Source organism: Dyella thailandensis, from assembly GCF_050749815.1.
In the GTDB taxonomy this organism is placed as follows: Bacteria; Pseudomonadota; Gammaproteobacteria; order Xanthomonadales; family Rhodanobacteraceae; genus Dyella_A.
Window position 1 is genome coordinate 1,096,911 of record NZ_CP192735.1, and the last position, 14,256, is coordinate 1,111,166.

Genomic DNA, 14,256 nt, shown 5'->3' on the forward strand with positions numbered 1-14,256 from the left:
CTCAGGCCAGGTCGCGGGCGGCCATGGGCGCAACGTTGCGCCACAGCGAAGGGTTCAGCGGTTTCGCCGCCAGCGTGTGCAGCGCCGCCAAAAAGGTGGTGCGCGGCATTTCCTGCGCGCCCAGCGACAGCAGATGCGGATTGGATACCTGCGCGTCGAGCAGCGGGCATTGCCAGTCGTGCAGCAGGCGCGCCAGTGTCAGCAAGGCGACCTTGGAGCCGCCGCTCTCGCGGCTGAACATCGATTCGCCGCTGAACAGGCGCCCGGACATCACGCCGTAGATGCCGCCGACCAGGCGCTCGCCGTGCCACACCTCCACGCTGTGCGCGTGGCCGCCGGCGTGCAGTGCGGCGTAGGCATCCACCATCTCGGCGCTGATCCAGGTGCCGGGCTGGCCATCGCGCGGCGCGGCGCAGGCGTGCATCACGCCGAGGAAATCGCGGTTCACCGTCACGTGCCAGTCGCAGCGCGTGAGCAGACGCCGCAGCGAGCGGTTCGGCCGGCACAGCGGCGCCGTCGGGAACACGCAGCGCGGATCGGGCGACCACCACAGAATCGGCTCGCCCTCGTTGAACCAGGGAAAGATGCCCTGCGCGTAGGCCGCGCGCAGGCGCTGTACCGACAGGTCGCCGCCGAAGGCGAGCAGGCCGGACGGTTCGCTCAAGGCCTCGGCGGGATCGGGAAAGCGCTCCGCCGGCCAGTGATCGAGCAGCGGCAGGCGGATCATGCCGCGTCGTCCGTCGTGCGGCCGTGCGCGTAGGGGCTGTGTGCTGCCAGTTCCTGCGCGTAGGCCTGCACGGAATCGGTCTCGTGCACCAGCGCATCGCGCACCGCGCGGCGGAACTGCGGGTGCGCCAGGTAATGGCGCGAGTGCGTATGCACCGGCAGGAAACCGCGCGCCAGCTTGTGCTCGCCCTGCGCGCCGGGTTCGAAACGCTGCAGTCCGCGCGCGATCGCGTGCTCGATGCCGCGGTAGTAGCAGAGCTCGAAGTGCAGCCCCGGCACCTCCACGCTGGCGCCCCAGTAGCGCCCGTACAGTGTGTCCGCGCTCTGGATCAGCAGCGCCATCGCCACGATCGTTTCCCCGTCACGCGCCAGCACCAGCTGCACGGCATCGCCCAGCGTGTCGCCGAGCGACAGGAAGAACGCGCGGGTGAGGGCGGCATGGTTGCCTTTGGCGTCGAAGGTGCTTTCGTACAGCGCGTGCACCCGGCGCCACTCGTCGCGGCTCAGGCTGGCGCCGCCGCGCATCTCGATCTGCAGGCCGCTGCGCGCCACCTGTGCGCGCTCGTGGCGGATGTTCTTGCGCTTCTTGTGGTTGAGCGCGGCGAGGAAGGCATCGAAATCGGCGTAGTCGCGGTTGTGCCAGTGAAACTGCACGTCGGTGCGCGTCAGCCAGTGGTCGTCGAAGGCGGGCAGCTCGTCGGCGAGCAGGAAGTTCGCGTGCAGCGACGACAGGCCCAGCCGGTCGACCTCGCCGCGCATCGCCGTCACCAGCGCCTGTCGCAGCGCCGCCGCGTGCCGGCCACGGCCGGCCAGCAGCCGCGGCCCGGTGACGGGCGAGTAGGGCACGGCGTTGAGCAGCTTCGGGTAGTACTCGCCGCCCGCGCGCTCCCACGCGCTGGCCCAGCTCCAGTCGAACACGAACTCGCCGTGCGAGTTGCCCTTGAGATACAGCGGCGCGGCGGCGACCAGGGTCTCGCCTTCGTACAGACCCAGGTGATGAGCCTGCCAGCCCCAGTCGTTGCGGATGCAGCCGGTCGCTTCAAGCGCGGCGAGGAAAGCGTGCGAGACGAACGGGTTGTCGTCCGGCCGCAGGCTGTCCCAGGCGTGCGGCGCGATCGCATCGATCGCGCCATGGAAGCGGGGTTCGAGCACGGCCGGATCCGCTCTTCCGTTACTCCGGCTGCTCCAGCCAGCGTTCGGCGTCCAGCGCGGCCATGCAGCCGAAGCCGGCCGAAGTGATCGCCTGGCGATAGACGTGGTCGGCCACGTCGCCGGCGGCGAACACGCCCGGCACCGAGGTCATCGTGGCCATGCCGTTCTGGCCGCTGTGGGTCTTGATGTAGCCGTCGTGCATGTCCAGCTGGCCCTGGAAGATGCCGGTGTTCGGCGTGTGGCCGATCGCCACGAAGAAGCCGGTGGCTTCGATGTCGCGCGTGGCTTCGCCGTCGACCGCCTTCACCCGCACGCCGGTAACGCCGGAGTCGTCGCCCAGCACTTCGTCGATGGTGTGGTTCCACACCAGCTCGATCTTGCCGGCTTCGGCCTTGGCGAACAGCTTGTCCTGCATGATCTTCTCGGCGCGCAGCGTGTCACGGCGGTGCACCAGGTAGACCTTGCGGGCGATGTTGGAGAGATACAGCGCCTCTTCCACGGCCGTGTTGCCGCCGCCGACCACCACCACGTCCTGCTCGCGGAAGAAGAAGCCGTCGCAGGTGGCGCAGGCGGACACGCCCTTGCCCTTGAACTTCTCTTCCGAGGCGATGCCCAGGTACTTGGCGGTGGCGCCGGTAGCGATGATCAGCGCGTCGGCGGTGTACTCGCCGGAGTCGCCCTTGAGGGTGAACGGGCGCTTGGACAGATCCACCTGGTGGATGTGATCGAACACCATTTCGGTATGGAAACGCTCGGCGTGCTCGGCCATGCGCTGCATCAGCATCGGTCCCTGCAGGCCTTCCACGTCGCCGGGCCAGTTGTCCACTTCGGTGGTGGTCATCAGCTGGCCGCCCTGCTGCAGGCCGGTGATCAGCGTCGGCTTGAGGTTGGCGCGGGCGGCGTACACGGCGGCGGTGTAGCCGGCGGGGCCGGAGCCGAGGATCAGCAGGCGGCTGTGCTTGGGCGTTGCGGACATGTGATAATCCTTGGGTTTGCTGAACAGCTTTGATCGCTTTCGGCCCGGTCGCCAGCGGTGCGTCGAGCACCGGTGGTCAGGGCGGGGAAGGCGCTCCGAAGTCCGCAAGGATGGGGAACCCCCCGGCCCGATTCAAGCGTTCTGCATCTGCGCTTTCCCAACCCACGCCGGCACCGCTTGGCGCCGACGCCACGAACCCCACAGGACTGCTTCCCCATGCGTATCGGTATTCCTTCCGAAACCAAGACCCTCGAAGGTCGCGTTGCCCTGGTTCCCGCTGCTGCCGCCGACCTGGTGCGCCGCGGCCACGAGGTATTCATCCAGGCGGGCGCCGGCGAGAAGAGCGGCTTCGCCGATGAGGCCTACACCCGCGAGGGCGTCACCGTGGTGCCCGACGCGGCCGCGGTCTATGAGAAGGGCGAGCTGATCGTCAAGGTGAAGGAGCCGATCGCCGGCGACCTGGCCCTGCTGAAGAAGCATCACCTGCTGTTCTGCTACCTGCACCTGGCCGCCGAGCCGGAGCTCACCAAGAGCCTGCTGGACATCGGCCTGACCGGTGTGGCGTTCGAGTCGGTGGAAGAGAACGGCGGCCTGCCGCTGCTGCTGCCGATGTCGGTGATCGCCGGCCGCATCGCCACCCAGATCGGCACCACGCTGCTGCATCGTCCGCAGGGCGGCAAGGGCAAGCTGCTGGGCGGCATGGCTTCGACCTCGCGCGGCAAGGTGGTGGTGCTCGGCGGCGGTGCCGCGGGCAAGGCCGCCGCCTCGCTGGCCGCGGCGGCCGGCGCCCGCGTGGTGGTGTTCGACAAGCGCCAGGATCGCCTGGCCGAGATGATGGACCTGGGCGCCAACGTCACCGCGCTGTACGCCTACGAGTCGTCGGTGGCCGAGGAAGTGCGCGATGCCGACCTGGTGGTCGGTGCGGTGCTGATCCCCAGCGCCAAGGCGCCGCGCGTGGTGACCGAGGCCATGGTCAAGACCATGGAGAAAGGCTCGGTGCTGGTCGACATCTCGATCGACCAGGGCGGCTGCTTCGAGACCTCGCGCCCGACCACCTGGAAGGATCCCACCTACGACGTGCATGGCGTGACGCACTTCTGCGTCACCAACATGCCCGGCGCCGTGCCGCAGACCTCGTCGCTGGCGATTTCCGCGGCGATCCTGCCGTATGTGCAGCGCCTGGCCGGCGGCAACGAGTGGCGCGACTTCGCTCCGCTGAAGGCCGGCATCAACGTCGACGGCGGCAAGCTGGTCCACCCGGCCCTGCAGTAAGCCTGCCGGCAGCGCCCGCAAGCGGGCGCTGCCTCCGGTTTCACGACGCCCCTGTAGGAGCCCGCTCGCGGGCGATGCTTCTGCTCTGATATCCATTCAAAGCGAAGAGCATCGCCCGCGAGCGGGCTCCTGCGTTTGGTTCGTGGGTTCCGCGGCGCGGTGGCGCTCTCGCACGCTCCTCCCGACGCGGCTGGCTGTGTAGACTTGGGCGGAGTCATTCCCAAGGAAGCACGACCCGGTGGCGCGTAGCGCGAACGTCAAGAAAGCCAAGAACCCCACGCCCGCCCTCAGCGACGAACTGAAGCGGCGCCTGCGCGAAGCAGGTGCCCTGCTGTTGCTGCCGCTGGCGCTGTATCTACTCGTCTGCCTGTTCAGCTACAACGAGCAGGATCCGAGCTGGGGCCACGTCGGCACGGTGGAGCACGCGCGCAACTTCGGCGGCGCCATCGGCGCGAATATCGCCAACCTGCTGCGCTACATCTTCGGCCTGGTCGCCTATGCGTTCCCGCTGCTGCTGCTGGTGCTGGGCGTGCAGGTGCTGCGGCACCGCGGCGAGCGGGCGGTGCATCCGTGGGAGCCGTCGCTGCGGCTGATCGGCTTTGTGTTCTTCTTCATTACGCTGCCGGCGCTGTTCGCGCTCAACGCCAGCCGGCCCGATCCGGTGATGCCGCAGGGCGTAGGCGGCGTGGCGGGGCAGTGGTTGGGCAATTCGCTGCTCAACGCGCTCGGCTCAACCGGTGCGCCGCTGCTGCTGCTGGCGTTATTCCTGATCGCGGTCACGCTGGCTACCGGCCTGTCGTGGTTCCGCCTGATGGATTGGACCGGCGCCATGGTGATGCTGCTGGCCAACTGGGCCGGCGGCAAGCTGCGCAAGGCGCCGGAAGTGATGGCCGCCCGCCAGGCCCGCGGCGAGCGTGAGGTGGTGAAGAAGGCCGAGGCGGTCAAGCAGGCCAAGCGCGAGCCCGTGCGTATCGAGGCGCCGCCGGCGCCCGTGGCCAAGAGCGACCGCGCACGTCAGGAAACGCAGATCCCGCTGTTCGTGGGCGCCGCCCAGCCGGGCGAGCTGCCGCCGCTGTCGCTGCTGGACGAAGCGCCGCCGCAGGGCCCGGGCTATTCCGAAGAAACCCTGGAAGTGCTTTCGCGCCAGGTCGAGCTCAAGCTCAAGGATTTCCGCATCGAGGCCAAGGTGGTGGGCGTGTATCCCGGCCCGGTGATCACCCGCTTCGAGCTGGAACCGGCCGCCGGCGTGCGCGGCTCGCAGGTGTCCAGCCTGGACAAGGACATCGCCCGCGGCCTGTCGGTGGTGAGCGTGCGCGTGGTCGACGTGATCCCCGGCAAGAACGTGATCGGCCTGGAGATCCCCAATACCAAGAAGCAGATCGTCTACCTCTCCGAGATCCTGCGTTCGGACAAGTACGACGCCATGAAATCGCCGCTGGCGCTGGCGCTGGGCAAGGACATCGGCGGCAAGCCGGTGGTTACCGATCTGGCCAAGATGCCGCATCTGCTGGTGGCCGGCACCACCGGTTCGGGCAAGTCGGTGGCGGTCAACGCAATGGTGCTCTCGCTCTTGTACAAGGCGAGCGCCAAAGACGTGCGCATGATCATGATCGACCCGAAGATGCTGGAGCTCTCCGTTTACGAGGGCATCCCGCACCTGCTGGCGCCGGTGGTCACCGACATGAAGGAAGCTGCCAACGCGCTGCGCTGGTGCGTGGCCGAGATGGAGCGTCGCTACAAGCTGATGGCTGCGGTAGGCGTGCGCAACCTGGGTGGCTTCAACAAGAAGGTGAAGGACGCCGAGGCCGCGGGCCAGCCGCTGCTCGATCCGCTGTTCCGGCCCAATCCGGAGATGCCGAACCTGGCGGCTGAGCCGCTGGAGCCGCTGCCGTACATCGTGATCATCATCGACGAGTTCGCCGACATGATGATGATCGTCGGCAAGAAGGTCGAAGAGCTGATCGCCCGCCTGGCGCAGAAGGCGCGCGCCGCCGGTGTGCACCTGGTGCTGGCTACCCAGCGTCCGTCGGTGGACGTGATCACCGGCCTGATCAAGGCCAACATTCCCACCCGCATCGCGTTCCAGGTGTCGAGCAAGATCGACTCGCGCACCATTCTTGACCAGTCCGGCGCCGAAGCGCTGCTCGGCCACGGCGACATGCTCTACCTGCCGCCGGGCACCGCCACGCCCGAGCGCGTGCACGGCGCCTTCGTCGACGACCACGAGGTGCACAACGTGGTGGCCTGGCTCAAGTCGCAGGGCGCACCGCAGTACATCGAGGGCGTGCTGGAAGAGGTCCAGGCCACCGCCGACGGCAAATTCATCAACGACTCCGGCCTGCCGCAGGATGGGGAAGAGGGCGGCGACGCCGACACCCAGCTGTACGACAAGGCCGTGGCCATCGTCACGCAAACCCGCCGCGCGTCGATCTCCGGCGTGCAGCGCCACCTGCGCATCGGCTACAACCGCGCCGCGCGGCTGATCGAGCAGATGGAAGCCGACGGCGTGGTCAGCGCCCCCCAGCACAACGGCAACCGCGAGGTGCTGGCACCACCCCCACCGAAATAACCGTAGGAGCCCGCTCGCGGGCGATGTTTCGTTGAGCCTAAGAAGCAAGTGCCCCCTGTAGGAGCCCGCTCGCGGGCGATGCTCCTGCTCCTGATCTGCCAATGAAGCAAAAGGCAAAAGCATCGCCTGCGAGCGGGCCCCTACAATCGCGATTAAGGCGGCGCTCCGCACACTTTCACGCACCGTTCCCACATCCAGGTTCCCATGAAGCGCTTTGTCTCGATCTTCTTCGCCACGCTGGCCCTGTCGCTGACCGGCTTCGCCCATGCGGCGACCGGCCCGGCGCGCGCGCGGCTGGATGCTTTTGCGCACGATCTGCACTCGCTCACCGGCCACTTCACCCAGACCCTCACCGACGCCAACGGCAAGGCGGGCAAGGGCAGTGCCGGCACGTTGGCGCTGCAGGCGCCGCGGCAGTTTCGCTGGGAGACGCTGACGCCGTACCAGCAGACCATCGTCGCCGACGGCAGCCGCGTGTGGCTGTACGACCCGGAGCTGGAGCAGGTCACCGTGCGCAAGCAGAGCTCGGCCGAATCGCACAGCCCGCTCACCGTGCTTACCGATCTCAAGCAGATGGACAAGGACTTCACCGTCACCGAACAGGGCGAGCGTGACGGCCTGGCTTGGCTGCGCCTCACCTCCAAGGACAAGGACCCGCAGTTCGCCTATGCCGACCTCGGCTTCGACGCCAGCGGCCTGGCCCGCATGGTGTTCCGCGACCAGCTCGGCTCGACCACGCAGATCCACTTCTCGGGCTGGCAGCGCAACGCGGCGATCGCCCCGGACACCTTCAACTTCGTGCCGCCGGCCGGTGCCGACGTGATCGGCGACCTGCCGGTGATCAGCACCCAGCCGTTGAAGAACTGAGCCCAGCGCCATGCTGCGACAGCTGCCGCGCTGGGCCTGGATCGGCGGCGGGCTGCTCGCCCTGGTGGCCGGTTGCATCAATGCGGTCGGCTACCTGTGTTTCCGGCATCAACCGATCACCCATCTCACCGGCACCAGCACCGAGTTGGGCCTGGCGATCGCGCGGGTCGATCTGGCCGAGATCGCTCACTGGGGCCTGGCGATTCTCTCGTTCCTGGCCGGGGCGATGTCCAGCGGCTTCATCGTGCAGCAGCGCACGCTGCAGCTGGGCCGACGCTACGGCGTGGTGCTGATGCTGGAGTCGGCGCTGCTGTTTGCCGCGACGCCGTTGATCGCCGCCCACCACGACCTGGGCATCTATCTGGCGTCCGCCGCGTGCGGCTTGCAGAACGCCATGGTCAGCACCTACAGCGGCGCCACGTTTCGCACCACGCACCTGTCCGGCATCTTCACCGACCTGGGCATCTATCTCGGCCAGCGGCTGCGCGGGCTGGAGGTGGACATGCTGCGCATCCACGTCTGCGTGCTGGTGGCCAGCCACTTCATCGTCGGCGCCGTGCTGGGCACGCTGGGCTTTATGTGGATCAGCGAGCGGGTGCTGCTGATACCGGCAGCGCTTACCGGGCTGGTCGGCCTGGCCTATGCGGCCTACCGCCACCGGGCCATGCGCAGCGAGCAGCGCCTCAAGCCCTGACGTCGGCCTCGTCCGACGCCAGCACCACGCGGTCGCGACCGCAGCGCTTGGCCTCGTACAGCGCCGCGTCGGCGCGGCTCAGCCACTGCTCCACCGACTCGCCACGCCGGATCGCCGCCACGCCGATGCTGGTGGTCACACGGATGGTGTGGTTGTTGTAGTGCACCGCCGTGGCGGCCAGGGCGTCGCGGATGCGTTCGGCGGCGCGTACCGCCTGGCCGGCGTCGCAATCGGGCAGGCAGATCACCAACTCCTCGCCGCCGTAGCGACCCACCAGATCGTTCGGGCCGCACTGGCCCACGATGATGTCGGTCACCGCGCGGATCACCGCGTCACCGGCGAGGTGGCCGTGGCCGTCGTTGATCTGCTTGAAGCGGTCCAGGTCGAGCACCGCCAGGCACGCGTCGCCATCACCGGCGAGCTCACGCACGCCCTGGGTCAGTTCCAAGAAGCGACGGCGGTTGTACACGCCGGTGAGCTCGTCGGTGCCGGCGAGCTGGTCGAGGCGGGCGTTGGCCTCCTGCAGGTCGCGGGTTCGCTCGTCGATCTGCCGCTGCAGCCGCTTGGCCTGCCGGCGCAGGTACAGCGTGCGCAGGTGGATCACCGCCGCCACCAGCAGCGCGCCGGCCACCACCGCCAGCACGCGCAGCCACAGCGTCTCGAACCAGCGCGGCGCCACCGTCACCGGAAAAGTCGATTGCACCGTCACCGGATGCATGCCGCGTGTGCTGGCGCGCAGGTGCAGGGTGTACTGGCCGTGCGGCAGGTTGGTGTACACCGCGCTGGGCGGGCTGCCGGCGGGCACCTCGGTCCAGCTCTGATCGAAGCCTTCCATCCAGTAGCTGTAGGTGGTTTCCAGCGTGGCGCGGTAGTCCAGCACGGCGAAGCCGACCTGCATGTCGCGGTTGTCGCCGTCCAGCCGCAGGGCTTCGCCCCGCTGCGGCAAGGCGCCAGGCGCGATCACCTTGCGGCCGATGCGCGCGGCGGTGATCGAGGGTGCCGGCACCGGTTCGGCCGGGGCGTCGCCGCGGGGATGGCGCACGATGGTGAGCCCGCCCAGGCCGCCGAACATCACCGCGCCATCCGGTGCCGTGGCCGCGGCGATGTAGATGTAGCTGGGCACGTGCAGGCCGTCGCGCGCGCCCAGGTTGTGCACGGCGCCGCTGGCGCGGTCGATCATCGACACGCCATTGGACAGGCTCGCCCAGACGTGGCCATGCGCGTCGGGCAGCAGGGCGTTCACTTTCTCGCTGCTCAGGCCCTCGCGCGTGCCCAGCACGCGGAAGTGTGGGGTGCCCTCGATGCGGCTGTCGGGGAGATGCGCCACGCCGCCGAAGGTGGCGATCCACAAGCCGCCATCCGGGTCGGTGGTGATCGAGCCGATGTAGTCCTGGGGCAGGTTGCTGCGGTCGCCCTCGCGTTGGCTCAGCGTGTGAAAGCCACGATCGGCGTGGGCGTCGTCCGCCACGCTGATGCCGCCCGTGGTGCCGTACCAGATGCGCCCGTCGATGCGGGCAATCTCACGCACCGTATCGCTGGCCAGCGAGCTGGGGTCGGCAGCGTCATGGCGGAAGTGGTCCAGCGCGCCGGTGGCCGGGGTGTACCGGTAGGCGCCCACGTAGCTGCCGAGCAGCAGGCTGCCGTCTACCTCCAGCATGCTGAGGATCGGCTGCGCGGCCAGGCGCGGCTCCACGTTGCTGGTGACGGCCAGGGTGTCTGGGTCGATCCGCGCCAGCCCCATCGTGCCGGCCCAGATCGTGCCGTCCGTCATCTCGGTGAACGCCTGCACGTCGCGGTGCTGCTGCACGCCGTCCAACCGCAGGTGATGGATGGTGCCCGCATGCAGGTCGATCAGGTCGATCTGGCCGCCGCCGAGGCCAAGCCAGATACGTTGCCGGCTGTCGACCAGGATGGCGTGCACGTTGGTGTCGGCCAGCCCGCGCGGGTCCAGCGGCGAGGGCAGCAGCGAGCACACCATGCGCGCGTGGGTGTCGGTGTGCGCGGCGCCCAGGTCGGTGGCTGCCCACAGGTTGCCAGAGGCATCGGTCAGCAGCCCGCGCACGGAATCGCCTGGCAGCGACGACGGCCGCGCCGCGTCGTGCACGATGTGCCGCACCGCCGGATCGCCCGCGCGGTAGGACAGGATGCCGTTGCCGTCGGTGCCGATCCGTTCGGCGCCGTCGTCGCCCTCGGCGAAGGCGCGCACGGTGGCGAAGTTCGGTTGCGTGGCGCTGGGGCTGAAACCCGGCACCGGGTGCCAGTGGCCGTCGGTGTCGCGGTACGCGGCGCCGGTCTGGCCGCTGCCCACCCACAGGCGGCCTTCGGCGTCTTCGTGCAGGGCCCAGGTCTGGTTGTGCAGCACGATGGCGGCGGTCGCGTCGGCGCTGGTCGGCCGCACAAACACCTGGCTGCCGTGCTCGCGCACGAACAGGCCGCGGTCGTTGCCCAGCCAGAGGTTGCCCTGGCGGTCCTGCAGCACGCTGAAGTTGCGCGGCGCCGGGGCGTCGCCGGTGGCGATATGGGTGAGCGTGTTGCGGCCGAGGTCCAGGTAGTCCAGGCCGCGGTCGGTGGCGATCCAGACCCCGCGCTTGCCGTCGGCCGCCAGGCTATAGATCTTGCGGTCGCTGGTGCCGCCGATGCCGGTGGGATAGGTGTGGAAGCGGTTGCCGACCGGGTCGAAGCGCGCCAGCCCGCCGGCATTCGTGCCCACCAGCACGCCGCCGTCGGGCAGCGCCAGCAGGGTGCGCACGTAGGCGTCCGGCAGCTCGTTCTCCTGCCCGTGCGCGTCGAACAACTGCATGCGGAAGCCGTCGTAGCGCACCAGCCCGCCCATCGTGCCGATCCAGATCAGCCCGCGGTTGTCCTGCACCACTGCCGTGGTGACGGAGTGGGGCAGGCCGTCGGCGGTGCCGACGCGCTCGAACCAGGGGGTGAGGAACGGCGCCCACGGGTCGGCCGGGGCCGCCCGCACGGTGGACAGCGGCAGCAGGCAAACGAGCAGGAGTGCCAGGAGCAGGCGCGGCCAGCGGGCGCCGGGTCGTGGGGGCTTGAAGAATGCGGTCACGTGCCCCTTCCGTCGCCCAACGTGCGGGGTGTGCCCTTCGGCGATCCGGTCAGCGGCAGGGTCGAACCGGGCATCGTCAACGTCCACTCCACGCGGACCTAAGGGGCAGGGGTGTGATCTGGCGCACATCATACCGGCAGGCGGGCGGCGCGTAGGGTGCGCCGGGGCCGCTGCGTCACGGGCGGGCCGGCGGCCGCTATCGCTTATCATGGGCCGATGGCACGCTCCCCCCTGACCCCGACCGGCGGTCTGTTCAGCGACTCCGACGACCTCAAACCCCTGGCCGAGCGCATGCGCCCGCGCAGCCTCGACGAAATCGTGGGCCAGCAGCGGGTGGTGGGCCCGGGCAAGGCGCTGCGCCGCGCGCTGGAGGCCGGCAAGATCCACTCCATGGTGCTGTGGGGCCCGCCCGGCTGCGGCAAAACCACCTTGGCCCTGCTGGTGGCGCGCTACGCCGAGGCCGAGTTCAAGGCGATCTCGGCCGTGCTCTCGGGCCTGCCCGACGTGCGCAAGGCGTTGGCCGAGGCCGAGGCCAACTTCGCCCAGGGCCGGCGCACCGTGCTGTTCGTCGATGAGGTGCACCGCTTCAACAAGGCCCAGCAGGACGCCTTTCTGCCGCACATCGAGCGCGGCGTGATCCTCTTCATAGGCGCCACCACCGAAAACCCCTCGTTCGAGCTCAACTCCGCGCTGCTCTCGCGCTGCCGCGTGCACGTGCTGGAGTCGCTGTCGGTGGACGACATCGTGCAGGCGCTTCGCCGCGCCCTGGCCGACCGCGAACGCGGCCTGGGCGAGCTGGAGCTGGACGTGCCCGAGGCCTCGCTGCGGATGATCGCCCAGGCTGCCGACGGCGACGTGCGCCGCGCGCTCACCCTGCTGGAAATCGCCGCCGAGCTCGCCGACGGCGGCAGCATCGGCGAGGCCACGCTGGAGCAGGTGCTGGCCGACCGCACCCGCCGCTTCGACAAGAACGGCGAGCAGTTCTACGACCAGATCTCGGCGCTGCACAAATCGGTGCGCTCGTCCGACCCCGACGCCGCCGTGTACTGGCTCACCCGCATGCTCGACGGCGGCGTGGACCCGCTCTACCTCGCCCGCCGCATGACCCGCATGGCGGTGGAAGACATCGGCTTGGCTGAGCCGCGCGCCTGGCGCATGGCGTTGGATGCCTGGGACACCTACGAGCGCCTGGGCAGCCCGGAGGGCGAGCTGGGCCTGGCGCAGCTGGCGATCTGGCTGGCCATCGCGCCCAAGAGCAACGCCGCCTACATGGCCTACAACAAGGCCCGCGCCGCCGTGCGCGAAGGCGGCACGCTCGACGTGCCCATGCACCTGCGCAACGCGCCGACCAAGCTGATGAAAGGCCTCGGCTACGGCAAGAACTACCAGTACGACCACGACGCCGAAGGCGGCGTAGCGCTCGATCAGCAATGCCTGCCCGACGAACTCGACGGCACCGTGTTCTACGAACCGGTCGACCGCGGCCTGGAGATCAAGCTGCGCGAAAAGCTCGAGGCGCTGCGCGCGGCAAGGCGGCAGGCGCGGAAGAAGTAGTTCAGGCGGGGTGGCGGCTGACGAGTGAACGCACTGGCGGCACGCTGGTGTCGGCGCCTCGCCAGCGCATAGCGTGCCGAAAAGCCTTTACCCAAACAGCGCCGTCCTTCCACGCCGCCCCCAATGCTCGACCACCCCTCGACGTCATTCCCGCGAACGCGGGAATCCACTTTGCTTCACCAGGCAAGATCAACATGGATTCCCGCGTTCGCGGGAATGACGTCCGGGAGGGGCGCGAGCAGCTCTGTAGGAGCGCACCCTGTGCGCGACCCCGGAGCCGGCGCCCAGAATCGGGCCGCGGCCGCCGGCACACTCACTCCTTGCCCACACCCCCAACCACCACCCGCCCCAGCTCAGCAAACAGCGCATTGCGCTCCTTCGCCGACTGCGTCGAGCCAGTAAGAAATCCCGCCACCACCACCGCCCGCCCGTCCGGCCAGCGAATCACGCCGATGTCGTTGAACGCCGCCGTGATCCCCTCGAACGTGGCCGACGTGCCGCCCTTGTGCGCAAACTCCACGCCCTTGGGCAGACCCGCCTCTATGCGCAAGGGCGGCGTGTGGGTCATCGTGTCCAGCAGCAGGCGGGTGGACGATGCCGACAGCAACTGGCCCTGCCACAGCTTGCGCAGGAAGCTGGCCGCCGCGTCCGGCGTGCTGGTGTCACGCGGGCCGTGCATATAGGCCAGAAAGCCGCGGCGGATGCGGGCGTCGGCCTGGGCGTCGGTTTCGCCGGGCGGCGGTTGGTTGTGCGCGTCCAGCCCCATCACGTCGTGGCTGATGCCGCCTTCGCCGCGGTCTACGCGCATGCCCTCGATGCCGTGCGCGCGCAGCCACGCGGTGAGCCCCGCCGGCCCGCCGACCAGCGGCAGCAGCGCATCGGCCGCGGTGTTGTCGCTGTCGCCCACCGCCGCCTTCAGCAACTGGCGCACGGTGAACGTCATCGACTCGCCCTGAAAATGCTTGGCGATCGGGCTGACGCCCTGGCGCAGGTCGGCGCGGGTGATGGTGACGCTGCGGTCCAGCGACAGCTCGCCGCGATCCACCCGATCGAGCAGTGCCGCACCCAGCGGCGCCTTGAACACGCTCATCATCGGATACGCGCGCCCGACGCCAACACGCCAGGTCTGCCCGCTGTGCAGGTCGATCACGGTGACGCCCAGCTGCCCCGGCTGCGCGCGCTGCGCCAGCGCATCGAGCTTGGCTTGCAGGCCGTCGGCGAAGGCCGGGGCGGCGCACAGCATCAACAGCGCGGCGATCATCATTCGGTACGTGCGCATGGTCAGCTCCCTGCAAAAAGCCGGCAGTGTGACGCAGCCGCGTGGCGCGATGCGGGCAGGGCGCGGGAACCGCGCAGGCGCGGCGTTCGCTTCAAGGCGGCGC

10 protein-coding genes are annotated in these 14,256 nt (G+C 69.3%); 5 read left to right on the forward strand and 5 right to left on the reverse strand.

Annotated features, from left to right (window positions below):
- Nucleotide 1 precedes the first annotated feature (1 nt).
- Genes aat through trxB form a run of 3 tightly spaced genes read right to left on the reverse strand, consistent with a single transcriptional unit; the run spans nt 2 to nt 2,854 of the window.
- Nucleotides 2–727, reverse strand: a complete 726-nt coding sequence (aat, locus tag ACQVBX_RS05090) for a leucyl/phenylalanyl-tRNA--protein transferase (RefSeq protein ID WP_431636859.1) — start codon at nt 725–727, stop codon at nt 2–4.
- On the reverse strand, nt 724–1,878 hold the full coding sequence (locus ACQVBX_RS05095) for a GNAT family N-acetyltransferase (protein WP_431636860.1): 1,155 nt from the start codon (nt 1,876–1,878) through the stop codon (nt 724–726). The genes aat and ACQVBX_RS05095 overlap by 4 nt, the downstream gene beginning before the upstream one ends.
- A gap of 19 nt (nt 1,879–1,897) precedes the next feature.
- Nucleotides 1,898–2,854, reverse strand: coding sequence for a thioredoxin-disulfide reductase (trxB, locus tag ACQVBX_RS05100; RefSeq protein WP_431636862.1), 957 nt, complete (start codon nt 2,852–2,854; stop codon nt 1,898–1,900).
- 216 nt (nt 2,855–3,070) lie between these two features.
- On the opposite strand from trxB, the gene ald reads away from it, so the two are divergent.
- From ald to ACQVBX_RS05120, 4 genes are all read left to right on the forward strand, one after another.
- Nucleotides 3,071–4,126, forward strand: a complete 1,056-nt coding sequence (gene ald / locus ACQVBX_RS05105) for an alanine dehydrogenase (RefSeq protein ID WP_431636863.1) — start codon at nt 3,071–3,073, stop codon at nt 4,124–4,126.
- A 238-nt stretch (nt 4,127–4,364) separates the two neighbouring features.
- On the forward strand, nt 4,365–6,695 hold the full coding sequence (locus ACQVBX_RS05110) for a DNA translocase FtsK (RefSeq protein ID WP_431636865.1): 2,331 nt from the start codon (nt 4,365–4,367) through the stop codon (nt 6,693–6,695).
- A 204-nt stretch (nt 6,696–6,899) separates the two neighbouring features.
- Nucleotides 6,900–7,562 (forward strand): outer membrane lipoprotein chaperone LolA, encoded by a 663-nt coding sequence (gene lolA, locus ACQVBX_RS05115; protein WP_431636867.1) that lies wholly within the window; start codon nt 6,900–6,902, stop codon nt 7,560–7,562.
- A 10-nt stretch (nt 7,563–7,572) separates the two neighbouring features.
- Nucleotides 7,573–8,256, forward strand: coding sequence for a YoaK family protein (locus ACQVBX_RS05120; protein WP_431636868.1), 684 nt, complete (start codon nt 7,573–7,575; stop codon nt 8,254–8,256).
- Here the strand turns inward: ACQVBX_RS05120 and ACQVBX_RS05125 are convergent.
- Complete coding sequence (locus ACQVBX_RS05125) at nt 8,246–11,320, reverse strand: diguanylate cyclase (RefSeq protein ID WP_431636869.1); 3,075 nt, start codon at nt 11,318–11,320, stop codon at nt 8,246–8,248. The two genes, ACQVBX_RS05120 and ACQVBX_RS05125, sit on opposite strands and share 11 nt — an antisense overlap.
- A gap of 216 nt (nt 11,321–11,536) precedes the next feature.
- On the opposite strand from ACQVBX_RS05125, the gene ACQVBX_RS05130 reads away from it, so the two are divergent.
- Nucleotides 11,537–12,874, forward strand: coding sequence for a replication-associated recombination protein A (locus ACQVBX_RS05130; RefSeq protein WP_431636871.1), 1,338 nt, complete (start codon nt 11,537–11,539; stop codon nt 12,872–12,874).
- Nucleotides 12,875–13,187: 313 nt separating this feature from the next.
- Here ACQVBX_RS05130 and bla read toward each other — a convergent pair whose 3' ends face one another.
- The gene (gene bla / locus ACQVBX_RS05135; RefSeq protein WP_431636874.1) at nt 13,188–14,153 is read right to left on the reverse strand and encodes a class A beta-lactamase; all 966 of its coding nucleotides are present in this window, start codon (nt 14,151–14,153) and stop codon (nt 13,188–13,190) included.
- Nucleotides 14,154–14,256: the final 103 nt, after the last annotated feature.